Origin of the sequence: Streptococcus mitis (assembly GCF_965111735.1) — a bacterium.
Classification (GTDB): Bacteria; Bacillota; Bacilli; order Lactobacillales; family Streptococcaceae; genus Streptococcus; species Streptococcus mitis_DR.
Map to the genome: position 1 here is coordinate 2,073,622 of NZ_OZ217346.1, position 22,760 is coordinate 2,096,381.

At 41.9% G+C, this 22,760-nt stretch carries 21 protein-coding genes and 1 riboswitch; of the genes, 3 read left to right on the forward strand and 18 right to left on the reverse strand.

Annotation, left to right across the window (positions count from 1 at the left end; translation table 11 throughout):
* Window positions 1-64: 64 nt before the first annotated feature.
* From rpsJ to uvrA, 17 genes are all read right to left on the reverse strand, one after another.
* On the reverse strand, window positions 65-373 hold the full coding sequence (rpsJ, locus tag ACLV7W_RS10110) for a 30S ribosomal protein S10 (RefSeq protein ID WP_001284513.1): 309 nt from the start codon (window positions 371-373) through the stop codon (window positions 65-67).
* A gap of 254 nt (window positions 374-627) precedes the next feature.
* Entirely contained in the window at window positions 628-1,218 is a 591-nt protein-coding gene (gene nrdG, locus ACLV7W_RS10115; RefSeq protein ID WP_411865886.1) for an anaerobic ribonucleoside-triphosphate reductase activating protein, read from the reverse strand.
* Window positions 1,211-1,717 carry a GNAT family N-acetyltransferase gene (locus tag ACLV7W_RS10120; protein WP_411865887.1) on the reverse strand — a complete coding sequence of 169 codons (507 nt, stop codon included), beginning with the start codon at window positions 1,715-1,717 and terminating at the stop codon, window positions 1,211-1,213. The genes nrdG and ACLV7W_RS10120 overlap by 8 nt, the downstream gene beginning before the upstream one ends.
* 43 nt (window positions 1,718-1,760) lie before the next feature.
* The gene (locus ACLV7W_RS10125) at window positions 1,761-1,901 is read right to left on the reverse strand and encodes a hypothetical protein (RefSeq protein WP_000521618.1); all 141 of its coding nucleotides are present in this window, start codon (window positions 1,899-1,901) and stop codon (window positions 1,761-1,763) included.
* Window positions 1,902-1,912: 11 nt separating this feature from the next.
* The gene (gene nrdD / locus ACLV7W_RS10130; RefSeq protein WP_185756844.1) at window positions 1,913-4,120 is read right to left on the reverse strand and encodes an anaerobic ribonucleoside-triphosphate reductase; all 2,208 of its coding nucleotides are present in this window, start codon (window positions 4,118-4,120) and stop codon (window positions 1,913-1,915) included.
* A gap of 119 nt (window positions 4,121-4,239) precedes the next feature.
* A complete protein-coding gene (locus tag ACLV7W_RS10135) occupies window positions 4,240-5,790 on the reverse strand; it encodes a damage-inducible protein CinA (protein WP_411865888.1) in 1,551 nt (516 codons plus the stop codon).
* Between the two features lie 254 nt (window positions 5,791-6,044).
* Complete coding sequence (gene cls, locus ACLV7W_RS10140; protein ID WP_411865889.1) at window positions 6,045-7,577, reverse strand: cardiolipin synthase; 1,533 nt, start codon at window positions 7,575-7,577, stop codon at window positions 6,045-6,047.
* Window positions 7,578-7,831: 254 nt separating this feature from the next.
* Complete coding sequence (locus ACLV7W_RS10145; RefSeq protein ID WP_049502624.1) at window positions 7,832-8,296, reverse strand: SP_0198 family lipoprotein; 465 nt, start codon at window positions 8,294-8,296, stop codon at window positions 7,832-7,834.
* Between the two features lie 86 nt (window positions 8,297-8,382).
* Complete coding sequence (locus ACLV7W_RS10150; RefSeq protein ID WP_000464318.1) at window positions 8,383-9,633, reverse strand: folylpolyglutamate synthase/dihydrofolate synthase family protein; 1,251 nt, start codon at window positions 9,631-9,633, stop codon at window positions 8,383-8,385.
* 208 nt (window positions 9,634-9,841) lie between these two features.
* Window positions 9,842-10,147 carry a DUF1292 domain-containing protein gene (locus ACLV7W_RS10155; protein ID WP_000017620.1) on the reverse strand — a complete coding sequence of 102 codons (306 nt, stop codon included), beginning with the start codon at window positions 10,145-10,147 and terminating at the stop codon, window positions 9,842-9,844.
* A 15-nt stretch (window positions 10,148-10,162) separates the two neighbouring features.
* On the reverse strand, window positions 10,163-10,582 hold the full coding sequence (gene ruvX, locus ACLV7W_RS10160; RefSeq protein ID WP_033628869.1) for a Holliday junction resolvase RuvX: 420 nt from the start codon (window positions 10,580-10,582) through the stop codon (window positions 10,163-10,165).
* A 3-nt stretch (window positions 10,583-10,585) separates the two neighbouring features.
* Entirely contained in the window at window positions 10,586-10,852 is a 267-nt protein-coding gene (locus tag ACLV7W_RS10165) for an IreB family regulatory phosphoprotein (RefSeq protein WP_000507059.1), read from the reverse strand.
* An 86-nt stretch (window positions 10,853-10,938) separates the two neighbouring features.
* Entirely contained in the window at window positions 10,939-11,508 is a 570-nt protein-coding gene (locus tag ACLV7W_RS10170; RefSeq protein WP_000725132.1) for an SP0191 family lipoprotein, read from the reverse strand.
* A 60-nt stretch (window positions 11,509-11,568) separates the two neighbouring features.
* Window positions 11,569-11,967 (reverse strand): transcriptional regulator Spx, encoded by a 399-nt coding sequence (gene spx, locus ACLV7W_RS10175; protein WP_000591165.1) that lies wholly within the window; start codon window positions 11,965-11,967, stop codon window positions 11,569-11,571.
* Between the two features lie 135 nt (window positions 11,968-12,102).
* Window positions 12,103-14,763 carry a magnesium-translocating P-type ATPase gene (gene mgtA / locus ACLV7W_RS10180; RefSeq protein ID WP_411865890.1) on the reverse strand — a complete coding sequence of 887 codons (2,661 nt, stop codon included), beginning with the start codon at window positions 14,761-14,763 and terminating at the stop codon, window positions 12,103-12,105.
* Between the two features lie 194 nt (window positions 14,764-14,957).
* Window positions 14,958-15,108: riboswitch (M-box (ykoK) riboswitch) on the reverse strand.
* A 57-nt stretch (window positions 15,109-15,165) separates the two neighbouring features.
* Complete coding sequence (locus tag ACLV7W_RS10185) at window positions 15,166-16,227, reverse strand: M24 family metallopeptidase (protein ID WP_411865891.1); 1,062 nt, start codon at window positions 16,225-16,227, stop codon at window positions 15,166-15,168.
* Entirely contained in the window at window positions 16,220-19,051 is a 2,832-nt protein-coding gene (uvrA, locus tag ACLV7W_RS10190) for an excinuclease ABC subunit UvrA (protein ID WP_411865892.1), read from the reverse strand. The genes ACLV7W_RS10185 and uvrA overlap by 8 nt, the downstream gene beginning before the upstream one ends.
* 131 nt (window positions 19,052-19,182) lie before the next feature.
* On the opposite strand from uvrA, the gene ACLV7W_RS10195 reads away from it, so the two are divergent.
* The 3 genes from ACLV7W_RS10195 (at window position 19,183) to ACLV7W_RS10205 (ending at window position 22,135) form a co-directional block, all read left to right on the forward strand.
* Window positions 19,183-20,127 carry a magnesium transporter CorA family protein gene (locus ACLV7W_RS10195; RefSeq protein WP_000815623.1) on the forward strand — a complete coding sequence of 315 codons (945 nt, stop codon included), beginning with the start codon at window positions 19,183-19,185 and terminating at the stop codon, window positions 20,125-20,127.
* Between the two features lie 11 nt (window positions 20,128-20,138).
* On the forward strand, window positions 20,139-20,816 hold the full coding sequence (locus tag ACLV7W_RS10200; RefSeq protein WP_261034857.1) for a DUF1129 domain-containing protein: 678 nt from the start codon (window positions 20,139-20,141) through the stop codon (window positions 20,814-20,816).
* A gap of 290 nt (window positions 20,817-21,106) precedes the next feature.
* Window positions 21,107-22,135, forward strand: coding sequence for a S66 family peptidase (locus tag ACLV7W_RS10205; protein WP_411865893.1), 1,029 nt, complete (start codon window positions 21,107-21,109; stop codon window positions 22,133-22,135).
* 61 nt (window positions 22,136-22,196) lie between these two features.
* Here the strand turns inward: ACLV7W_RS10205 and ACLV7W_RS10210 are convergent, their stop codons facing one another.
* Window positions 22,197-22,760: a DNA-3-methyladenine glycosylase I gene (locus ACLV7W_RS10210; protein WP_411865894.1), complete on the reverse strand. Its 564-nt coding sequence runs from the start codon at window positions 22,758-22,760 to the stop codon at window positions 22,197-22,199.

Consider the following 22,760-nt stretch of genomic DNA (forward strand, 5'->3'; position numbering starts at 1 on the left):
CTATATTTTTTATTCAAAAAGTTTTTAACGAGCGTTTTTTATGCTCAAGGTATCAAGCTTTAGATTAAAGTTTGATTTCTACGTTTACACCACTTGGAAGATCCAATTTCATCAAAGCATCAACTGTTTTTTGAGTTGGGTTAACGATATCGATCAAACGTTTGTGTGTACGCATTTCAAATTGTTCGCGAGAATCTTTATATTTGTGAGTCGCACGAATGATTGTGTAGAGGCTACGTTCAGTTGGAAGTGGGATTGGACCCGCAACTTGTGCACCTGTACGAGTAGCTGATTCTACGATTTTTGCAGCCGCTGTGTCAAGCGTACGGTGTTCGTAAGCTTTCAAACGGATACGGATTTTTTTGTTTGCCATCTTTTTCTCCTTTTCGTCTATTTAAGATAATAGGCTAGCTCCACAAGAAAACCGACGCGGTGTTGCGTGGCAATGCAACCGAGCGTGTCGCAACCTCTTGCATCAAAGCTAAGGCTGTAATTTACAGCACCATAATAGAATAACACAAAGCCCCTGCGATTGCAAGGGATTTGTTGCTGTTTTTTAAAATTTTTAACATGAAAATGTTTTCTTTTTTGGCGGGTCATTTATTTAACTATTTTTATAGAAGAAAGTTAGTCTCTCTTCACCTGTTCATAGCTTTCTTTTCCATCATTGAGCTTGTCCCAAATCACTACTTGCCCACTTTTGAGTGATTTTTGCACATCGATGATGCGTTGATTGGACGAACCTCGAAACTGGAGCATGAGATTTCTCTTAGTTCGATCGTATCGGCCATCAACCAGAATGTCAATCAGTGATAAGAGTTCCAGTTTATCTTGTGTCTCCAACATCATTTCTTCCCAAGTGTAGCCAGTCCATGACCAGATGTCTTTGTTTGGCAATTCCTTCCGAATACGCTTAACGAGTGGCAAAAGAATACCAGTATTGAGAAAAGGCTCCCCTCCCAGCAAGGTCAAGCCTTGAACATAAGGTTGAGCGAGATCTGCCATAATCTGTTCTTCTAATTCTGCTGTGTAGGGAATTCCTGCATTGAAAGACCAAGTGGCAACATTATAACAACCCTCGCAGTGAAACATACAGCCTGATACATAGAGAGAGTTACGCACACCCTCTCCATCTACAAAGTTGAAGGCCTTGTAGTCAATGATACGACCTTGACTGAGTTCCTCGCTTTTCCATTCTTGTGGTTTTGGATTATTCATTCGCTACCTCTATCCAATAACGTTCGACTCCATCACGAACATCCTCAAGGAGCCCACCATTTGCTAAAATGACTGCTCTGCTAGCAGGATTATTTACGCTACAGGTCACAAGAGTTCTCTTGATGTTCTTTTCCTTAGCAACTTGCAAGCCCTGACGGAGAGTTTCCTTAGCATAACCCTTGCCTCTTTCTGATGGACGAATGGAGTAGCCAATGTGGCCAGCATAATTCAATAATCCCTCATTCAGTCTCAATCGCAAGTTTAAAAACCCTAGAGCACGACCTATATCATTAAATGATATAAATTGTATAGAAGGAACACGATTTTCAGGCAAATTAATCCCCATTTCTTTATCCTGATTACTATTCAACCATTCTTCATACACAAAGTTCTCTGTATCCCAGAAACCACCGTCGTGAAGCGACTGATATTTTTCAAATTCCTCCATCATGTCTATAACAGCCTTCTTATCTACTATTGTCGGTCTGCGTAATTCCATCCTTACCTCCCACTAAGAGAAAAGCGAGAGCTGACTCTCACTTTTATTTTTTCTTATTCTTGTTTAAAAATTGTTCTCTGAGGTTGAGCAAGCGTTCTTTCTTACCAGCTCCACCTTTAGAGTGTTTCTCGTGATAACGGGTCACTTGTGCGCGCCCCTTATCATCTAATTGATATTTTCCCATTTCATTTCTTTCTAATTTGTTACTTGATGTCCAGCTATTTTAATCGTTGAGCCATTCATATGTTTGACACGCGCAGCGATTTCCTTGTGACGGCCGTTGACCATAGGTCTTGCTTGAGGATTACCTAGATAGCCACAAGTTCGTTTGACCACATCTACTGTTTTAGGGTCGCTATTGCCACAGTTTGGACAAGCAAATCCTCTTTCAGTTGGTTCAAAATCCCCTTCAAAGTCACACTTGTAGCAACGGTCAATCGGAGTATTAGTGCCTAGATAACCTACACGGTCGTAGGCATAGTCCCAAACAGCTTCCAGAGCCTTAGGATTTTGCTGAAGGACTGGATACTCACAATAATGGATAAAACCACCTGACGCACCTGCTTCTGGATAGACTTTCTCAAAGTCTAATTTTTCAAACGGTGTTGGATTTTTACGAACATCATAATGGAAAGAATTGGTGTAGTATTCCTTGTCTGTGATGTCAGGAATAGAGCCAAACTTCTCTGTATCTAGTCGGCAGAAACGGTCTGTCAAACTTTCAGATGGTGTTGAATAAATTGAGAAATGATAACCATATTGGTCTGACCACTCTTCTACACGGCGTTTCATATCACGAATGATATCCAGCGTGAATTCCTTGGCGGCTGGATTGTGTTCCCAGCTATTACCAAAGAAAACTGTCGCTACTTCATACAAACCGATATAGCCTAGCGAAACTGTGGCACGACGATTCTTAAAGAGCTGGTCAACACTTTCTTCTTTACCTAGACGATGACCAAAAGCACCGTATTGATACAGGATAGGAGCATTTGCTGGTGTTGCTTCCTTGGTTCGTTCGACACGATAAACCAGAGCATCTTCCGCAATGTTCATTCGCTCGTTGAAGATTTCCCAGAACTTATTCATATCACCTTCAGACTCAAGAGCAATACGAGGCAGGTTAACCGTCACAACACCCAGATTCATGCGACCTGAATTGACCTCGACACCATTTTCATCCTTCCACCCTTGAAGAAACGAACGGCAACCCATAGGAACCTTAAAAGAACCTGTCAACTCAACAATCTTATCATAAGACAAGACGTCTGGATACATCCGCTTGGTTGCACACTCTAGAGCCAACTGCTTGATGTCATAGTTTGGAGTCCCTTCTTCCAAGTTAAGGCCTCTTTTCAGAGTAAAAATAAGTTTAGGGAAGATGGCTGTTCGATGTTCTGAACCAAGGCCCTTGATTCGGATGTTCAAGATAGCTTTTTGAATTTCACGCTCAAAACGATTGGTTCCCAGACCAAAACCTAGCGAAGTAAAAGGTGTTTGTCCATTTGAAGTGAAGAGAGTGTTGATTTCATACTCGAGAGATTGCATGGCATCATAGATGTCCTTTTGCGTTTTCTTCCAAGCGTAATCTTCCCGTTTTTCAGGCAATACCCACTCTTCTGCATCTTTGAGGTGTTTTTGGTAATTCTTCTCTGCATAAGGCGCCAAGACTTCATCGATACGGTCAGCTGAACAACCTCCGTACTGGCTAGAAGCAACGTTGGCGATGATTTGCGAAATCTGAGCTGTTGCAGTCTGAATAGACTTGGGACTCTCTACCTCTGCATTTCCAATCTTAAAACCATTTTCCAACATCCCCTTGAAATCAATCAAACAGCAGTTGGTCATAGGTGTATAGGGACTATAGTCCAAATCGTGATAGTGGATATCCCCTTTTTGGTGGGCATTGGCTACGTGCTTAGGAAGCATTTGCAGTCCGATTGATTTCCCAACAATACCCGCTGTCAAATCACGCTGGGTATTAAAGACATCGCTGTCTTTATTTGCATTTTCATTGACAACTGCCTGGTCTTTGTTGAGAAGTTTATGGATACTAAAGTTGATATCTGTCGCTTTTGATCTCTCAAAATCCCTCTGTGTCCGATAAGTGATATACTCCTCAGCCAAGGCATATTCTTTTGCTTCAAGGAGTTCATGTTCTACGATATTTTGAATTTCGTAAATCTTAACCCCCTTTGGAAAACGACTATGAATTTCTGTGACAATTCGCTCAGTCAGAGCATTGAGGCGTTTTTCGACCAAGGGTGTCACATCCATAACCTTGTCAGCCGCCTTGTGGAGAGCCTTGTCAATCTTGTCCACATCAAATACAACACGTCTCCCATCTCGTTTCTCGACGAAGAGAGTTGGCAAAATTGTAATTTTTTCTTCTAGTGCAATCATATACATGCTCGTTTCTAAAATGTTCTTTCTAAAAAGTATTATACCACTCTAAAAAGAAAAATCAATATCTTGTGTTAAAAATCCTAAAATTTTTAAAAATACACAAGATATTGATTTAGTTATTTAATTTTATAGACTTTAAACTCTGAGTAATCAGTCTTTACTTGTTGGTAATTTTCTTTTAAGAGTGTCTCCGCCTCAGACCAGAGAGCCACCTTGTCGTTTACCACAATCACCTTAGGTTGGTTTTCTTTCAAGTCATTGATTAAACTAGTTTTATTCTCTTCTGTATTCGTATAAAGAAGAGGTGATGGGAACATGGATCCAGCCAAACGCTGGCTTTCTTTATACATCTGAACATGTGAATCCCAAATATAAATTTGGTCTCCCTCACTCGTCTCTTGTTTGACTCTATCTACCACTTGATGTTGTTCTCTATAGGAAGCTGGATGTAAGATAAAACGAGCTACAAAAGGAATTGCAATCAGATAAACCACCACTAGGATCGGTAAGTAGAGATTCCCTTTCATGAATTTTTTCCATAAAGTAGGAACATCTTCTCTTCTCCGACGACGAGCTCCTCTAGCTGAATGTTTCCCACGAATACTGGTCATCAAAAGAAGGAGTAAAAATGGAAGGATTAGAATCAAACGCGAACCGTGAAGAGGTTCTTGAGAAAAAAGCAACAAGGCTAATACAAATAGGAAAGCAAAACTAGCTGGTACTGAAATAACATATAATCTTGATGCCTTTGATTGGAACAATCCTAGAAAAACAAGGAAGAGAGCTCCTAAACCAAAGGTCAACAAACCATAGAATACAACATTATCCATTAGTTGAGGATTCAAGACCTGAAGGGAATCAATCGGATATAAAAGACTCCCTAGAGCCTCTCCAAAACCACCTGAAGCAAGAACATAATATCCTACTGGGTAAAAGATGAGAGAAAAGCCAAGTGCTGCTGCAAAAAACTGATAAACTCCATGAGCAAGGCGGCCATGCCCAACATTAAAGACAAATAAACCAATCGTTACTACTGCAATAAAGAAAAGACTTGTAAGAGGCTCTATGAAAAATGATAGGGCCAAGAAAATCCCCAGACGTAGAAATCCCTTGTCATGGTTAGGATTTAATAGATAAGCTGCTATGAATGAAAATCCTGCAAACAGAAATGGCAAAGCTAAGATAGTAGCGTAACCTCCGCCAAAACCGAGACCAGATACCAAAATATAAAATATGGTTAGGAGTTGCTTGGCTTGTTCCCTTTGTCCCGTCAGATAGTCAGTTGAAGAAAAGAGGAAATAACCTCCTCCTAAGAGGGCTAGCCATTCTACCAAGGCAAAAAGGATGCCTCCTTGAGTGATGTAAAGTAGCAAGTAATAAATAAGACCGTGACTAGCATAATAGCTACTGTAGAGCTGTCCTCCCTGATGCAAAGCCCACCCTATATACAAATCCTGCGCCTGAGAGGGACTTACCATATCTAAAAGTAAAGGTATCACCACAGAAAAAAACGTTGCAATCGTACTTCCAATGATGAGTCTGAAAAACGGGAAAGCTACCTGTTCTTCTTTTTCTACATGAGATTCAAGGTTCCTATCCAATCTATTTTCAATTTCATTACTCTGTATCGTTTCGGATACTTCTTCGATTCTGCCATATACAGCCATGTCGTTTCTCCTATTCAATTTATCTGTCTTAGTATATCAAAAAGACCTAAAATTGTCAGCTTGCGATGGCTGTTTGAGTGATTTTTTGCTTAGTTTCACAAAGGTTTCAATTTCCCGAAATCGATGTAAATTCGTCTGTTTAAATGTTATGATATAATCCAATTCTTTCTGAGTCAGCATCTTTCCTCCTACATCTTCTTATTCGTAAAAGGCAAGAAAAATAGGACTGGTTTGTGTCCTAAGTCCTAGATTTCTTATAAGATTGGGGCAAATAACTGGGCAATTTCCTTAATCAATTTCTGATACCAGCTATTTTTTATCGTATGAGGGAAAATTTCTTGCGATGCTGAAAAAATCTCTTGAAAATCTTTTTGAATCTCTGTGATTGATGCCGTTTTATATAGCAAAACTGCATCTTCATAGTGATGAAGCAAACTTCTATAATCTAAATTAATCGTTCCAACTGCAGCAAAGTCCTTGTCCACTAGGATTTGTTTACTATGGATGAAGCCAGGACTATACTCAAAAATCCTGACTCCTGCTGACAACAAATCCGGATAGGCCCCTCTCGTGATGAGTTGGATTAATTTTTTATCCGGAATGAAAGGAGTCACGATGCGGACATCAACACCCCTCATGGCTGCATTTTTAATACTCTCAGTTAAATCATAGTCAATAATCAAATAGGGTGTTGTGATATAGACTGAATCAGTAGCCTGATTAATCAAACTTTGATAGACTTTTTTCCCTACTTGAGTACGGAAGATGGGCTTGGGTCCACTACCGTAAGGAATGCAGAGCCCTTGGCCAGAACAAGGCTGATTTTCCAAGTGATACTGGTCAAAATCGCTGATTTCCCCACGATTAATGTACCAAGTCATCAAAAAGAGACGGGTGAGAGCCTTGACACCAGGGCCATCTAAGCGAATCCCACTGTCCTTCCAGTAGCCAAAACGTTCTACATGGTTGATGTACTCATCAGCTAAGTTAATACCTCCTGTATAAGCTACCTGACCATCTATGACCAGAATTTTACGATGGTCACGATTGTTGTAAGCCACCGTCAAGCGAGGAACCACCTTGTTAAATTTATGGGCTTCAATTCCTCGACTACGAAGCTGAATAGTGTAGTCTCCGGGTAAAGTCGCCATACAGCCGATATCATCATAGAGCATCTTGATCTCTACACCCTGAGCTGCCTTTTGCTCTAATATATCTAGTATGCTATTCCACATCAAACCTTCTTCGACAATATAGTACTCTAGAAAGATAAATTTCTCAGCTTTCTTGAGGTCTTCTAGCATATGTTGCCACATGCTCTCACCCGAAGAAAAGAATTGTGAATCTGTTCGATCATAGACATCGGCATTGCTATCCATACTTAGTAAAGATTTGATAACTCCGTAAGCCGCCTTATCATCTTCCTTCAATTTCTGGCGGAGAGCTTTACTGTTATCCTCCCGAAAATGCATAGAACCAAGTTTGTCCAACTGCTTGATTTCTTTTTTGGACAATCGCCTTTCACCAAACATCAGATAGAGCAAGGGACCAATGACAGGAACAAAAGTCACCACTAACCACATCACTTTACTATCAGGCGCCATTGAGCGATTGACAATCGCTACGATAGTCGCCATACTCATAAAGATTAAGAGAATGACCCATAGAATAGGGGCCATACGCCCTAAATAGAGAAAGAAACCAAAAACAAGACAAAGTTCAAGTAGCATAATCGAAAGACTAAAGCCATACTTGGACATCAATAATTGAAATTTTCTATATTTCATATCCCCTCCTTGATATTTTGATACTCAATGAAAAGCAAAGAGCAAACTAGGAAGCTAGTCGCAGGTTGCTCAAAACACTGTTTTGAGGTTGCAGATGGAAGCTGACGTGGTTTGAAGAGATTTTCGAAGAGTATGAATGCTAAAAACAGGTAATTAATACTAGTATAACGCAGGTATTCGGTAGAAGGCAAGTATTTATAATCATTTTTCTGAGTAAAAGCAAAAGAGACTGACAAAACCAGTCTCCTTCCAGTCTATTTTGATAAAACAATGCGATCAGACGCTTCTCTATCCCTATCGTCAATAATCATCTGATTGCCATTAATTGCATAAATCTTGACATCATCCCCAATAATCATGCGTTGATTAGCGGCATCGAAGCTAACCTGCTTGATTTCTTGATCTCCGTCAGTTTCTACCTGTGTCCATGTACCAGTTGTTCCAGTTACCACTAAAGTGATACGGTCTCCTTCGTCCTGACCAGTATAAGTTCCATCAATATTGGTTGGTTGAGCCTCAGGCGTATTTTGTGAAGAACTTGTCGCTGCCTGGTTTGAATTTTCTGCCGAAGATGAAGCAGCAGGTTGTGATTGCTGAGTTTGTTGTGTTTGCGATTGAGCTACTGGTTGTTGAACTTGTTGAGCTCTTTGTGAACAAGCTACTAAGAGACTAAGACTTGCTAGAGAAGCAAGAGAAAGTGTGAATCTTTTTAATTTCATGATGAATTTCCTTTCTGCTACCAATTTACAGAAGTTTTTCCTTCTAACTAGTAGTTTTCCTAGTATAACAAGTTCAAAAAAGGAGGTCAATTTATCTGCTCATGGGCCAGCAAGTAGCCCCGTACTTCTGAGATAAAATAGAGAGACCCTGTAATGAATAACAAGTCTTGAGTGTCTGCTCTTTCTTCGAAACTGCTGATAAATTCGCGATAAGAAGGAATTACATCGTAACCTGTTACATCTGTTTCATCCAAAGAACCTTGATAGTCAAAGCCGGTCACCTTGAGTTCCACCTGAGGCAATTTTTCAGTCAGATAAGCCAACATCCCTTGATAATCCTTCCTTTTCAAGGCTCCAAATAGGATTTGAGGACGATATCCTTCCTGCTCTTTTTCTTTAGTAAATTCAACCAAGCGAGTCAAGGCAGGGAGGTTATGAGCACCGTCCAAGTAAATTTGAGGACGAATACGCTCCAAACGCCCAGCCCAATGGGTCTTCTCCAAAGCCTGTCTTACAACCTGTTCATCAACAGCTTCCTTTCCTTCTCTCATAAAGAGAAGAAACGTTTGTAGCGCCAAGGCCGCATTTTCCTGCTGATAAGCTCCTTCCAAGCCTATTTTCAACTGTGAAAGGTTAGCCAAAGAGCTTGAAAAATCCCCATTCAGCATTGAAAAATCCTGACCTGCCTGATAAAGGTCAACAGCTAAAGATTCTGCTTTTTTCTGACAAACAAGCCTAGCTTCTGAAGGCAACTTAGCAATCACTGCCTTTTTACCAGCCTTAAAAATACCAGCTTTCTGCTCTGCAATTGCTGCTATACTGTCACCCAGAGTCTCCTGATGATCAAGTCCGATGGAAGTGATGACAGCAATCTCTCCAGTTACCACATTGGTCGTGTCTAGTAAACCACCAATTCCCACTTCTAGTAAAAGCAAATCCACCGCTTGCTCTCTAAAATAAAGAAAAGCAATCAAGGTCAGCAATTCAAAAAAAGACAACTGGTCATGGGTTTGCAGGAGCGTTTTCTCCATCTCCTTGACCTTATTAGCCAAACGGATGAAGTCTGCATCAGCTATTGGTTGCCCGTTAATGCAGATTCGATCATTGATAGAGACGATATGAGGGGAGGTGAAAGTCGCAACTTTTTTGCCATGCCCCATAAATAACTCCCTCATAAAAGCAATGGTAGATCCTTTTCCATTAGTTCCTGTTACGTGGATAATAGGATAAGACTTCTCGGGATTCCCCAACAAATCCACCGCTTGTTGCATTCGGCCCAAGCCTGATCGAAAATTCAAACCAATCCGACTATGGAGCCATTCTTCTACTTCAAACATATACATCTCCTTAATTACAGGTTCAATCAACTGCCTCAATAAAGTCTCATAACTAACAAAAACGAGGCCAGGATTTTCGTCCCGACCTCTCACCTGGTTAGCTAATAACTAGCTACTATGAATATTAACTTGGGGTAAAAACATCCCCCGGACTTACCAGCTCTCTCTTGTTACAAAGAGCTGGGCTAAAAACATCCACTGGATGTTTTTACTCCTCCATAAAGCTGTTGAAGACTTCTTCAATCATGTTCCATTCGTCTTCCGAGTCTTCTGGGATTGGTTGCAATTCGCCTTCTGTTCCATCTTCGTTTTCGATGAATGAGTAAGCTTGGATTTCAACTTGTCCGTCTTCGTCTTCTTCTGCGTTAACTGGTACTAGAAGAACATAGTTTTTACCAAATTCTTCTTTTCCATCAATCGTCAAAAGGATTTCAAACAAGGTTTCATTTCCTTGCTCATCTACTAGTGTGATTAATTCACGTTCTTCGTGGTCGTGGTTATGATCGTGTGACATAGCCTCTCCTTTGTATTAAAATTTTCTATCTAAATAATTTTGTAAAATCAGCTGAGCTGCTAACTTATCAATGACTTTCTTGCGCTTGTTACGGCTAATATCTGCTTGCTCAATCAACATGCGCTCTGCGGCGACTGTTGTCAAGCGTTCATCTTGATAGTCTACTGGTAAATCAAAAAGCTCTTCTAACTTTGCTCCGTAGGCTTGACTAGCTTCCACACGCGGTCCACTTGTATTGTTCATGTTTTTAGGCAAGCCCACTACAAATCGTTCCACCTTGTAAGTATCAACCAACTCCTTAACGCGGTCAAAACCAAATTGACCTTGTTCCTCATTGATTTGAATGATTTCAAGCCCTTGAGCTGTAAAACCGAGCGGATCGCTAATGGCCACCCCTACCGTTTTTGAACCGACGTCCAATCCCATAATTCTCATAGATTATAGATCGACTCCTTGTCCTTTTAGGTAGTAGCGAACCAATTCCTCAACGATTTCATCACGCTCATACTTACGGATTTGATTTCGTGCATTATTATAACGAGGAACGTAGGCAGGGTCTCCACTCAATACGTAACCTACGATTTGGTTAATTGGGTTGTAGCCCTTATCGTTCAACGAAGCATAAACATCAGTCAAAGTTTCGCTAATTTCTTTTTTATTGGAATCGTCCAATTTAAAACGTACTGTTTCTTCAGTAAATCCCATTCTAACACCCTCTTTCCTTAGAATAGTACCATTATAGCATAATTCCTTACGTTCTACAATTCAGGCAGTCTATTTATTTGGATTTTCTATTGTTCTGTCGCGCCATTTGCCAATCTGTCTGAAATATATTTGCTTGGTTCATTCTTCAAGAGATTTTCTAAACCAATGTTCTTCAAATATTCTAACTGAGAAGCCTTCTTGACATCCAAAACTTGAAAATCAAAACTAGTCGTTGTTTGAAGTTCAGTTGCACTCAATAGTTTAGTTTCAAGCTTAAATCCTGCTAATTTGCGAGCTTCTATGATAGACTCATCTTTCTCCTCTGCCTCGAGAAGAGCTTTTTGAGTTTCTTCCACTCCATGTTGGTCGATATAAGTCTTCAACTCATCTGAGACTGGACGTTTTTGTTGAATGGTTAGGTTCAAAAAAGTCTTGTCTTTATAAGTAATGGTTTGGGTTTGCTGGCTGCCATCATCTGACTTTGGCAAAACCAAAGTCTTGGTTACAACTGTATTCTTCTCAGCATTTTCAATAACTGGCAATGCCGACTGAAGCGTATCCTTTTCTGTTTTTGTAGCTGGTCCAGTTTCTTTTTTCTGTCCGCAACCAACCAGGACAAAAAGGAAAGCTAGACTAACAAGAACTATTTTCTTCATTTCTTTCTTCTTTCTTTTTGAAATTAAAATAAGACTGGGAGTTGCTCCCAGCCTTGATGTTTATAGAGCTGCACGCAAACGTGCTTCTGCATTTTCTACATTACGGACAGAGCGTGGTAGGAAGGCACGAATATCGTCTTCCTTATAGCCAACTTGCAGGCGTTTTTCATCTACAAGGATTGGGCTCTTTAAAATTCTCGGCGTTTCCATAATCAGATTGAGGACTTCATTGACGCTCAAATCTTCAATATCCACTCCAAGGGCTTTGGCATAGCGATTTTTAGATGAAACGATGCTGGCTATTCCGTTATCTGTTTTTGTCAGAATATCCAGTAATTCTTCTCGCGTAATTCCTTCTTTACCAAGGTTTTGTTCTTTATAACTTAACTGGTGGGCATTGAGCCAGGTTTTTGCTTTTTTACAGCTAGTACAACTTGAGACTGTATAAATTTTAATCATGTACCTACCCCTTTCGCTACATGTTACTATCAGTTTAGTCTATTATACCATAAAAAACATCCGACTTGCGACCTATTTTTAAATTTTTTTGACTTTTTTCGTCATTTTCGTACTTTTTTCTTGACAAAATGAAATTTACAGCCATTCTTGATATTTCTTGATATAGATTTTTTTCACAATTGTCACACTAATCATATACAAAATAATGATGAAAAGTAAAAAGATGAAATAAATCGATTTTAAAGGAGTTAGATGGAGAAGGCTAGCTAGTGGACTGTAGGGAAGGAAGGTCACAAAGGCTGCAGCCAATAGGGTTGTCACAAGGACTAGCCAAGCTGGACGACTTTGTAAAAAGGGAATTTTGGCTGAACGCAGCATATGGATAACCATGGTCTGTGACCACATGGACTCGATAAACCAACCTGTCTGAAACAAGACAATAAATCCTACAGCAGACTCCGCTCCATGGACATAGGCTTGACCTGTCGTCATGGGTACAATGATAAAATAGAGCAAAATAAAGGTCAAAATATCAAAGGCAGAAGAGATAGGCCCCATCCAAACCATGAAACGTGTGATAGACTTAGCTTCCCAGATATGCGGATTTCTCAAAAAATCTTTATCCACCTTGTCAAAAGGCAAGGCAATACAAGACAAATCATAGACTAGATTTAGGATAATTAAATGGACTGGAGCCATCGGTAAAAATGGTAAAAAGATTCCAGAAACCAAAAGGGATAAGATATTCCCAAAATTAGAACTCACTGTCATTTTGATATATTTGGTCATATTGGCATAGACCTTACGCCCTTCAACAAGTCCTTTTTCCAGCACCATGAGATCCTTATCAAGTAGGATAACATCAGCTGTTTCTTTGGCAATATCTACTGCTGTATCAACAGAAATCCCCACATCTGCAACTTTCATAGAAGGAGCATCATTGATCCCATCTCCCATATAGCCAACAGCATGACCATTAGCCTTAAATTGCAAAATAATCCTCGCTTTTTGGTCAGGTGAAAGCTTGGCAAAGACTGTTACCTCCTCTACGGCTTGAGCCAATTCTTGATCACTCATCTGGTCAATTTCAGACCCTAACAGCATCTGATTGATATCCAAACCAACCTTTTCACAGACTGCTTGGGTAACTTTTTCGTTGTCTCCCGTCAAAATCTTTGTTTGAACCCCATGTTCTAACAGAGCCTTAATTGCTGGTGCTGCAGATGGTTTAGGAGGATCTAGGAAGGCTAAATAACCAGTTAGAATCATATCCCCTTCGTCATCAACTGTATAGGCATGGCCTTCCCTCAAACCTGACTTATAGGCCACTCCCAAGACACGCAAACCTTGTTGATTTAGTTGTCTGACTTCTGCTAAAATTTCTTCTCTAATAACATCTGTCAAGGGAGTAATCACTCCTTGGTATTCCGCATAACTGGAAATCGTCAACATCTCCTCTAGGGCACCCTTGGTTACCAAACTAACAACTTCGTGTTCATCCTTAACGATAACACTCATCCGTCTACGTTCAAAATCAAAGGGAAGCTCATCTATTTTTTGAAAAGTTTGAGCCAGATTTTGCAAGAGGGCGTGTTCTTTTGCTTCCTTTTCAGTCCGTTTGATGATGGCTCTGTCCATCAAATTTTTCAAGCCCGTTTGAAAATAAGAATTGAGATAAGCTCGTCTCAAGACGGTCAAATCCAAGCGTCCGTGGATGTCCAAGGGATATTCAAGGACAATTTCGTCTTGGGTTAGAGTTCCTGTCTTATCTGTACACAAAATATCAATCGCCCCTAAGTCCTGTATGGCATTGAGTTTCTTGATAACCACTTTTTCCTTGGCCATAATGATGGAGCCTTTTGCTAGACTGGCCGTGATAATCATAGGAAGCATCTCAGGTGTAAGCCCAACACCAACACTCAAAGCAAATACGCCAGCTTCCAACCAGTCGCCATCTGTTAAACCATTGGACAAGAAAACGATGGGCACCATGACCAGCATCAAACGAATCAAGAGCCACGAAATACTATTCATTTCTCGCTCAAACGAAGTAGGCTCGTCATAGGTGTTCAAAGTCTGCTCAATGGCCCCCATCATGGTATCATCACCAACCGCCAAAACCACGGCCTTAGCACTACCAGACAAGACATTGGTTCCCATAAAGGCGAGCGCTTCTGCTTCCAGCAGACTATCAGATTGTTGAACTGTTGCCTTGGTCAAGGCCAATTTTTCAACCGATTCACTTTCACCTGTCAAGCCCGACTGTTGTACAAAGAAATCGCGCGACTCAAATAAAAGAAGATCTGCTGGAATCATGTCTCCAGCGCTTAATTTAACCACGTCACCTACTACCAAATCATCGATAGGTACTTCTTGGATTTCTCCTTGACGAATGACAGTCGCTGTGTTGACAATCATTTTTGATAGATTGGTCGCAGCCTTATCACTGCGGAGTTCTTGAACAAATCGAATGCCACCAGAAATGAGGACTAGGACAACGATGATAATAGAAGTCGTCGGATCCTCTTGACCTGGTTTTGCCAACCAGACATTGGTCACCAAGGAAATCACGGCGATGACCAGTAAGATGATCGTAAAAGGATTGATAATGGATTCGTAAATTTTTTTGAGGATACTGTCTTCTTGACCCTTTGTGATGGTATTTTCACCATATAGGTCACGATTTTTCTCCACCTGCTCCCCAGTCAAGCCTGTTAGACTTGTCTTATAAAAAGATAGAGTTTCGTTTAAAGATGTATGAATAGCTGTTGCTAATCTTTCTTTTGTAGTTTTCATTGGTTTCTCCTATCTGTATGAATGATGTGTTTCATACACAGAGACCAATCACTTTATAAGGGCAGAACGACACAAATCAGCGATTGGCTGTGTATGTGCGGTTCCGGATGATCGTCAATTTGCATCGTCTATCTCCTTTCTTTGATTTAAACAGTAGAAAATCCCACCATAAAATGGCAGGATTAAAAAACTAATTATCTGTTTTTCGTTCAAGCTTTAACTCCATAGGGCAATGTAATGAGCTTAGTCTTGGCCTTCGCGACCAGGACTGTTGACCAACGAGTAGTGTCTCCACTGCTTTGCGGTAGTCATCCGTATCCCTATGGTAGCCTCACCTACCGTTTTCGTCTTTCAGTATAAACCTTTAAAATTTAAAAGTCAATCATCTGAGTTGTTTAATTCTTAGATAACTATCAACTCTTTTGGAGCTAGGGTCAACAATTCACAACCTGTCTCTGTAATCAGGATATCATCCTCAATACGAACGCCATATTTGCCTTCGATGTAGATACCTGGTTCATCGGTCAAGGCCATACCTGCCTTAATAGTTTCTGTAGAAGTTTGGCTAAAGTAAGGCTCTTCATGAATATCCAGCCCAATACCGTGTCCGATACCGTGGGTAAAGTAGTCGCCATAGCCTGCCTCGATGATAATATCACGAGGAATTTTGTCAAAGTCTCGGAAACCTAATCCTGCCTTAGCCTGGTCAATCAAGGCTTGGTTGGCTTTCAAAACCGTATTGTAAATCTCCGCCTGCTCATCGCTGACATGCCCCAGATAGATAGTACGTGTCATATCGCTGACATAGTGCTCGTAAAGACATCCGAAGTCCATGGTAATGGCTTCTCCCAGCTCCACTGGTTTGTGCATTGGATGGGCATGGGGCTTAGAAGAGTTGATACCACTTGCTAAAATAGTGTCAAAAGACAAACCAGATGCTCCCAACTCACGCATGCGGAAGTCAAGGAAGTTGGCAATTTCAATTTCAGTTTTTCCTGGTTTGATAAAGTCAAGCGCATCACGGAAAGCTTGGTCTGAAATAGAACAAGCCTTGCGAATCGCTGCAATCTCTGCCTCATCCTTAATCATTCGAAGACCTTCAACAAACTGTGTCTGTGGAACTAGTTCCAAACCTTCAAATGCCGTTTGCATACGGTGATAATAAGAGACCGAAATCTCATCTTCAAAACCGATACGGGACAAGCCCATGTCCTTGACAATTCCTGCAATGACAGCCAATTCATCACGGTCAGCTACAATCTCAAAGCCACTGGTTTCTTGCTTAGCTGCAATGATATAGCGAGAGTCTGTCACCAAGACCTGTCGGTCACGGCTGATGAAGACTGTTCCGTTTGAGCCCCAAAAACCAGTTAGGTAATAGACGTTTTTAAGGTTATTGATGATGATGCCATCTAGTTCTTTTTCTTGCATTTTAGCTAGAAATGCTTGTACACGTTTATTCATGATGTAACTTTCCTTTCAAATACTGTCCTGTGTAGCTGGCTTCGTTGGCCGCTACTTCTTCTGGAGTTCCTGTTGCGATGATGGTTCCACCGCCGACACCGCCCTCAGGTCCCAAGTCGATGATATGGTCTGCTGTCTTAATAACATCTAGATTGTGCTCGATAACAAGGACTGTATTGCCATCGTCTACAAAGCGAGCTAAAACCTTAAGCAAGCGAGCAATATCCTCGGTATGAAGACCTGTCGTCGGCTCATCCAGAATGTAGAAAGATTTTCCTGTCGATCGTTTGTGAAGTTCACTAGCCAGTTTCATACGCTGAGCTTCTCCCCCAGAAAGGGTGGTAGCAGGTTGCCCCAATGTCACATAACCAAGTCCCACATCCTTGATAGTCTGAAGTTTGCGTTGAATTTTGGGAATGTGTTGGAAAAATTCCACCGCATCGTTAACAGTCATGTCCAAGACCTGCGAGATATTCTTTTCCTTGTAATGAACTTCTAGGGTTTCACTGTTGTAGCGAGTCCCGTGGCAAACCTCACAAGCCACGTAAACATCTGGCAAGAAGTGCATCTCAATCTTGATGATTCCGTCACCTGAGCAGGCTTCACAACGGCCTCCCTTGACGTTAAAACTGAATCGGCCCTTCTTGTAGCCTCGAATTTTGGCTTCGTTTGTCTGGGCAAAGAGGTCACGTATATCGTCAAAAACTCCCGTATAGGTAGCAGGGTTAGACCTTGGCGTTCGTCCGATTGGGCTCTGGTCAATATCAATCAGGCGGTCTACATGCTCAATCCCTGTGATGGTCTTGAATTTACCAGGTTTGTCTGAATTACGGTTGAGCTTCTGGGCAATGGCTTTTTTGAGGATGCTGTTGATTAAGGTCGATTTCCCTGAACCAGATACCCCCGTCACTGCGATGAATTTTCCTAATGGGAAACGAGCAGTAACATTTTGCAAGTTATTCTCCCGCGCTCCTGTCACCTCGATAAAACGACCATTTCCAGCACGGCGCTCTTCTGGTACTGGAATGGCACGTTTGCCTGACAAGTACTGGCCTGTGATAGACTTGCTGTTGCGAGCCACCTGTTTGGGAGTTCCTGCGGCAACAATCTCCCCACCAAAAACACCGGCACCGGGACCAACGTCAATCAGGTAATCCGCCTCGCGCATAGTATCTTCGTCGTGTTCCACCACGATGAGAGTATTGCCCAAATCACGCATCTTTTTCAGACTGGCAATCAGACGGTCATTGTCCCTCTGGTGGAGACCGATTGACGGCTCATCTAGGATATAGAGGACACCTGATAGATTGGAACCAATTTGGGTCGCCAAGCGAATACGCTGACTCTCTCCACCTGAAAGGGTACCTGCCGAACGTGACAGAGTCAGATAGTTGAGTCCCACGTTATTAAGGAAGGTCAAGCGGTCCTTGATTTCCTTGAGGATTGGCCGAGCAATGATGGCTTCATTTTCAGACAAGGTTAACCGGCTCACCAACTCCAAGTGGTCTGCGATAGACAGGTCTGAAATTTCTCCGATATGTGGCCCTTGCTGGCCACCAACACGGACAGACAAGGCCTGATCATTGAGACGATAGCCATGACAGGTTCCGCAGGTCAGCTCATTCATGTAAAGGCGCATCTGGGTGCGGGTGTAGTCACTATTAGTTTCATGGTAGCGACGTTTGATATTATTGACAACTCCCTCAAAAGGAATATCGATATCGCGCACGCCACCAAATTCATTTTCATAGTGGAAATGGAATTCCTTGCCATCTGAGCCGTAGAGAATCAAGTTCTTGTCTTCTTTTGGCAAGTCTTCAAAAGGCTTATCCATATCCACTCCAAAGGCCGTCATGGCCTGCTCTAGCATGTTTGGATAGTAGTTGGATGAGATAGGATTCCAAGGTGCTAGCGCCCCCTCACGTAGCGTTTTGCTGGCATCTGGCACTACCAAATCAGTATCCACCTCCAGCTTAATACCCAAACCATCACACTCACTACAAGAACCAAAAGGAGCATTGAAGGAGAAGAGACGAGGCTCTAACTCTGGGACAGTAAAGCCACAAACTGGACAGGCATAATGCTCAGAGAACAACAACTCAGAGTCGTCCATAGTGTCGATAATGACATAACCTTCTGCAATACGAAGGGCAGCCTCAATGGAATCAAAGAGACGACTACGGATACCCTCCTTGATGACAATACGGTCAACCACGACATCGATATTGTGTTGCTTACTCTTAGACAACTCTGGCACTTCGGTCACATCATAGACTTCCCCATCCACACGGACACGGACATACCCATCTTTCTGAATCTTTTCAATAACGCTCTTATGCTGTCCTTTTTTCTTACGGATAACTGGTGCTAAAATTTGCAGGCGCTGGCGTTCAGGTAATTCTAAAACCTTATCCACGATTTGCTCCACAGAAGAAGCCTTGATAGCCCCATGCCCATTGATACAGTAAGGCGTCCCCACACGCGCGTAGAGGAGACGCAGATAGTCATTGATTTCTGTCGTTGTTCCCACTGTCGAGCGAGGGTTTTTGCTAGTCGTTTTTTGGTCGATGGAAATAGCAGGGCTGAGACCATCAATGGCATCTACATCTGGCTTCTCCATATTTCCCAAAAACTGGCGAGCGTAGGCTGACAAACTCTCCACATAGCGACGTTGTCCCTCCGCATAGAGGGTATCAAAGGCCAGACTGGATTTCCCTGAACCTGACAAGCCGGTTACGACAACCAACTTGTCTCGTGGAATCTCCACATCAATATTTTTTAAATTATGGGCACGCGCCCCATGAATGACAATTTTATCTTGCATCTTTGTTCTTTCTAGTCCATTATTGCTTACCATTATACCAAAAAAAGTGAGATTCTATTACCCAAAAGGCCGATTTTGTAGTATAATAGTACGGTGTGAAAAAATCTGAAAAATGAGAAAGGATAAGGGATATGAAACAAGTTTTTCTCTCTACAACAACTGAATTTAAAGAGATCGATACGCTTGAACCGGGTACTTGGATCAATCTCGTCAATCCGACTCAAAATGAATCACTCGAAATCGCTAACGCCTTCGATATTGATATTGCCGACCTTCGAGCACCGCTCGATGCGGAAGAAATGTCTCGTATTACCATTGAAGACGAGTATACCCTGATTATCGTTGACGTGCCGGTCACAGAAGAAAGAAATAACCGCACCTACTACGTAACCATCCCGCTTGGTATTATCATCACCGAGGAAACCATTATCACTACGTGTTTGGAACCATTACCAGTCCTCGATGTCTTTATCAACCGTCGATTACGTAATTTCTACACCTTCATGCGTTCGCGTTTCATCTTCCAGATTCTCTATCGCAATGCAGAGCTTTACCTAACAGCCCTTCGTTCGATTGACCGTAAGAGTGAACAAATCGAAAGTCAACTGCATCAATCAACTCGTAATGAAGAATTGATTGAACTCATGGAATTGGAAAAAACCATCGTCTATTTCAAGGCTTCCCTCAAAACAAATGAGCGTGTGATTAAGAAATTGACCAGCTCAACCAGCAATATCAAGAAATACCTTGAGGACGAAGACCTACTTGAAGATACCCTGATTGAAACCCAACAGGCCATCGAGATGGCAGACATTTATGGAAACGTCTTGCATTCTATGACAGAGACCTTCGCCTCTATCATTTCTAACAACCAGAACAACATCATGAAAACCTTGGCCCTTGTGACCATCGTCATGTCCATCCCAACCATGGTCTTTTCTGCCTACGGGATGAACTTTAAGGATAATGAAATCCCCCTAAATGGTGAGCCGAATGCCTTCTGGTTAATCGTCTTTATCGCCTTTGCTATGAGTGTCTCGCTCACTCTCTATCTCATCCATAAAAAATGGTTCTAAGAGGAGTTCCTATGTCTCAGATTGATCTACAAAAATTAACCAAGAAAAACCAAGAGTTTGTCCACATCGCTACCCAACAATTCATCAAAGATGGGAAAACAGACGCTGAAATCAAGACTATTTTTGAGGAAGTTATTCCCCAAATCCTTGAAGAGCAAGCCAAAGGCACTACTGCTCGTTCCCTCTACGGCGCACCGACCCACTGGGCTCATAGTTTCACTGTCAAGGAACAATATGAAAAAGAGCATCCAAAAGAAAATGATGATCCAAAACTGATGATTATGGACTCAGCCCTTTTCATCACTAGCCTCTTTGCCCTCGTCAGCGCCCTCACAACCTTCTTTGCGGCAGATCAAGCTTTCGGCTATGGATTGATTACCCTCCTCTTAGTTGGACTGGTTGGTGGATTTGCCTTCTACTTGATGTACTACTTTGTTTACCAATACTATGGACCAGATATGGACCGCAGTCAACGTCCACCTTTCTGGAAATCTGTACTGGTTATCCTAGCTTCTATGTTCCTTTGGTTGCTTGTCTTCTTTGCAACAAGCTTCCTACCAGCTAGCCTTAATCCAGTACTTGCTCCATTGCCACTGGCTATTATCGGAGCAGCCCTCCTAGCCCTTCGCTTCTATCTCAAGAAACGCTTGAACATCCGCAGCGCAAGTGCAGGACCAACACGTTATTAAGAAGAATCATAAAAGCAACTGCAGGTGCGGTTGCTTTTTACTACTTTCTTGATTTAAAAGCATTCTTCTGACATCCCACATAGTTTCCTCTTATATTTTGTGATAAAATAGGCTCATACTCAATGAAAATCAAAGAGCAAACTAGGAAGCTAGCCGTAGGTTGCTCAAAGCACTGCCTTGAGGTTGTAGATAGAACTGACGAAGTCAGTAACATATATACGGCAAGGCAAAGCTGACGTGGTTTGAAGAGGTTTTCGAAGAGTATCAATCTATTTCTAGGAGGATAAAATATGATTTCTACTATTGGTATTGTTAGTTTATCTAGTGGCATTATCGGAGAGGACTTTGTCAAACACGAAGTGGACTTGGGTGTCCAACGTCTCAAGGACTTGGGACTCAATCCTACCTTTTTGCCCCATTCGCAAAAAGGATTAGACTTTATCAAAGACCATCCTGAAGCGCGTGCAGAGGATTTGATGCATGCCTTTTCTGATGATAGCATCGACATAATCCTATGCGCCATCGGTGGAGACGATACCTATCGCTTACTACCTTATCTTTTTGAAAATGACCAACTACAGAAAGTTATCAAACAAAAGATTTTTCTTGGCTTCTCGGATACAACCATGAACCACCTCATGTTGCATAAACTAGGAATCAAGACTTTTTATGGTCAATCCTTTTTAGCAGACATTTGTGAATTAGACAAGGAAATGCTGCCCTATAGCCTTCACTACTTTAAAGAATTGATTGAGACGGGAAGAATCTCAGAAATCCGCCCTAGCAATGTTTGGTATGAGGAACGAACTGATTTTAGTCCCAAATCTCTGGGGACACCTCGTGTCAGTCATGCAAATACCGGTTTTGAGTTGTTGCAAGGAAATGCCCAGTTCGAGGGAAAAATCCTCGGTGGTTGCCTCGAATCCCTCTACGATATCTTTGACAACTCTCGATACGCAGATAGCACGGAGCTCTGCCAAAAATACAAACTTTTCCCTGACTTGTCAGACTGGGAAGGAAAAATCCTCTTGCTAGAAACAAGCGAAGAAAAGCCTGAGCCAGAAGACTTCAAAAAGATGTTGCGGACTTTAAAGAACACTGGTATATTCGAGGCCATCAGTGGACTCCTGGTCGGAAAACCTATGGATGAAACTTTCTATGACGACTATAAAGAGGCACTATTGGATATCATTGACAGCAATATCCCGATTGTCTATAATCTGAATATCGGACACGCAACTCCAAGAGCAATTGTCCCCTTCGGAGTCCACGCCTATGTAGATGCACAGGAGCAAGTCATTCGCTTTGATAACAAATAAAGCTGGGAAAAGTTTCTCAGCTTTTTTCTATATTCTCAGATATTCTAGTTACCTATACTCACTAATTCCTGCTTTTCCACTCGCAATCATTCTCATGGTCATCAACTAGCCCTGCTGCTTGTAAAAAAGACAAGACGGCGACTGGGCCTGTGAACTTGAAACCTCGTTTTTTGAGATCTTTGGCCAATTTCTCAGACAAGGGTGTTTTAGCTGGGGCTTGGCGATAATCAGGAACATCATTAACGATCGTTTTCCCCTCAACAAAGGACCAAAGATAGGCATCAAAAGAGCCGTATTCTGCCTGTAGCCGTAGAAAGGATTGGGCGTTAGCGCGTGTAGCAAAAATCTTGGCTCTATTTCGGATGATGGCTGGATTCTCCAGCAAGTCTTCCAGTTCGGTGTTGATCATCTCTGCGACTGCGTGAATTTGATAGCCATAAAATGCTTCTCGGAAAGCTTGGCGTTTGTTGAGCACCGTTTCCCAAGACAGGCCCGCTTGATAGGTTTCCATACACAATAACTCAAACAATGCTTGGTCATCATGGAGGGGCTGGCCCCACTCCTCATCATGATAGGCGATGTAGAGCGGATTGGTCATCTTGACCCACGAACAACGTTTTGTCAT

Excerpts from the sequence above, each read along its gene's own strand:
- rpsJ (WP_001284513.1), bottom strand. The coding sequence starts at position 373 with ATGGCAAACAAAAAAATCCGTATCCGTTTGAAAGCTTACGAACACCGT.
- nrdG (WP_411865886.1), bottom strand. The coding sequence starts at position 1,218 with ATGAATAATCCAAAACCACAAGAATGGAAAAGCGAGGAACTCAGTCAA.
- ACLV7W_RS10120 (WP_411865887.1), bottom strand. The coding sequence starts at position 1,717 with ATGGAATTACGCAGACCGACAATAGTAGATAAGAAGGCTGTTATAGAC.
- ACLV7W_RS10125 (WP_000521618.1), bottom strand. The coding sequence starts at position 1,901 with ATGGGAAAATATCAATTAGATGATAAGGGGCGCGCACAAGTGACCCGT.
- nrdD (WP_185756844.1), bottom strand. The coding sequence starts at position 4,120 with ATGATTGCACTAGAAGAAAAAATTACAATTTTGCCAACTCTCTTCGTC.
- ACLV7W_RS10135 (WP_411865888.1), bottom strand. The coding sequence starts at position 5,790 with ATGGCTGTATATGGCAGAATCGAAGAAGTATCCGAAACGATACAGAGT.
- cls (WP_411865889.1), bottom strand. The coding sequence starts at position 7,577 with ATGAAATATAGAAAATTTCAATTATTGATGTCCAAGTATGGCTTTAGT.
- ACLV7W_RS10145 (WP_049502624.1), bottom strand. The coding sequence starts at position 8,296 with ATGAAATTAAAAAGATTCACACTTTCTCTTGCTTCTCTAGCAAGTCTT.
- ACLV7W_RS10150 (WP_000464318.1), bottom strand. The coding sequence starts at position 9,633 with ATGTTTGAAGTAGAAGAATGGCTCCATAGTCGGATTGGTTTGAATTTT.
- ACLV7W_RS10155 (WP_000017620.1), bottom strand. The coding sequence starts at position 10,147 with ATGTCACACGATCATAACCACGACCACGAAGAACGTGAATTAATCACA.
- ruvX (WP_033628869.1), bottom strand. The coding sequence starts at position 10,582 with ATGAGAATTATGGGATTGGACGTCGGTTCAAAAACGGTAGGGGTGGCC.
- ACLV7W_RS10165 (WP_000507059.1), bottom strand. The coding sequence starts at position 10,852 with ATGGGATTTACTGAAGAAACAGTACGTTTTAAATTGGACGATTCCAAT.
- ACLV7W_RS10170 (WP_000725132.1), bottom strand. The coding sequence starts at position 11,508 with ATGAAGAAAATAGTTCTTGTTAGTCTAGCTTTCCTTTTTGTCCTGGTT.
- spx (WP_000591165.1), bottom strand. The coding sequence starts at position 11,967 with ATGATTAAAATTTATACAGTCTCAAGTTGTACTAGCTGTAAAAAAGCA.
- mgtA (WP_411865890.1), bottom strand. The coding sequence starts at position 14,763 with ATGAAAACTACAAAAGAAAGATTAGCAACAGCTATTCATACATCTTTA.
- ACLV7W_RS10185 (WP_411865891.1), bottom strand. The coding sequence starts at position 16,227 with ATGAATAAACGTGTACAAGCATTTCTAGCTAAAATGCAAGAAAAAGAA.
- uvrA (WP_411865892.1), bottom strand. The coding sequence starts at position 19,051 with ATGCAAGATAAAATTGTCATTCATGGGGCGCGTGCCCATAATTTAAAA.
- ACLV7W_RS10195 (WP_000815623.1), top strand. The coding sequence starts at position 19,183 with ATGAAACAAGTTTTTCTCTCTACAACAACTGAATTTAAAGAGATCGAT.
- ACLV7W_RS10200 (WP_261034857.1), top strand. The coding sequence starts at position 20,139 with ATGTCTCAGATTGATCTACAAAAATTAACCAAGAAAAACCAAGAGTTT.
- ACLV7W_RS10205 (WP_411865893.1), top strand. The coding sequence starts at position 21,107 with ATGATTTCTACTATTGGTATTGTTAGTTTATCTAGTGGCATTATCGGA.
- ACLV7W_RS10210 (WP_411865894.1), bottom strand. The coding sequence starts at position 22,760 with ATGACAAAACGTTGTTCGTGGGTCAAGATGACCAATCCGCTCTACATC.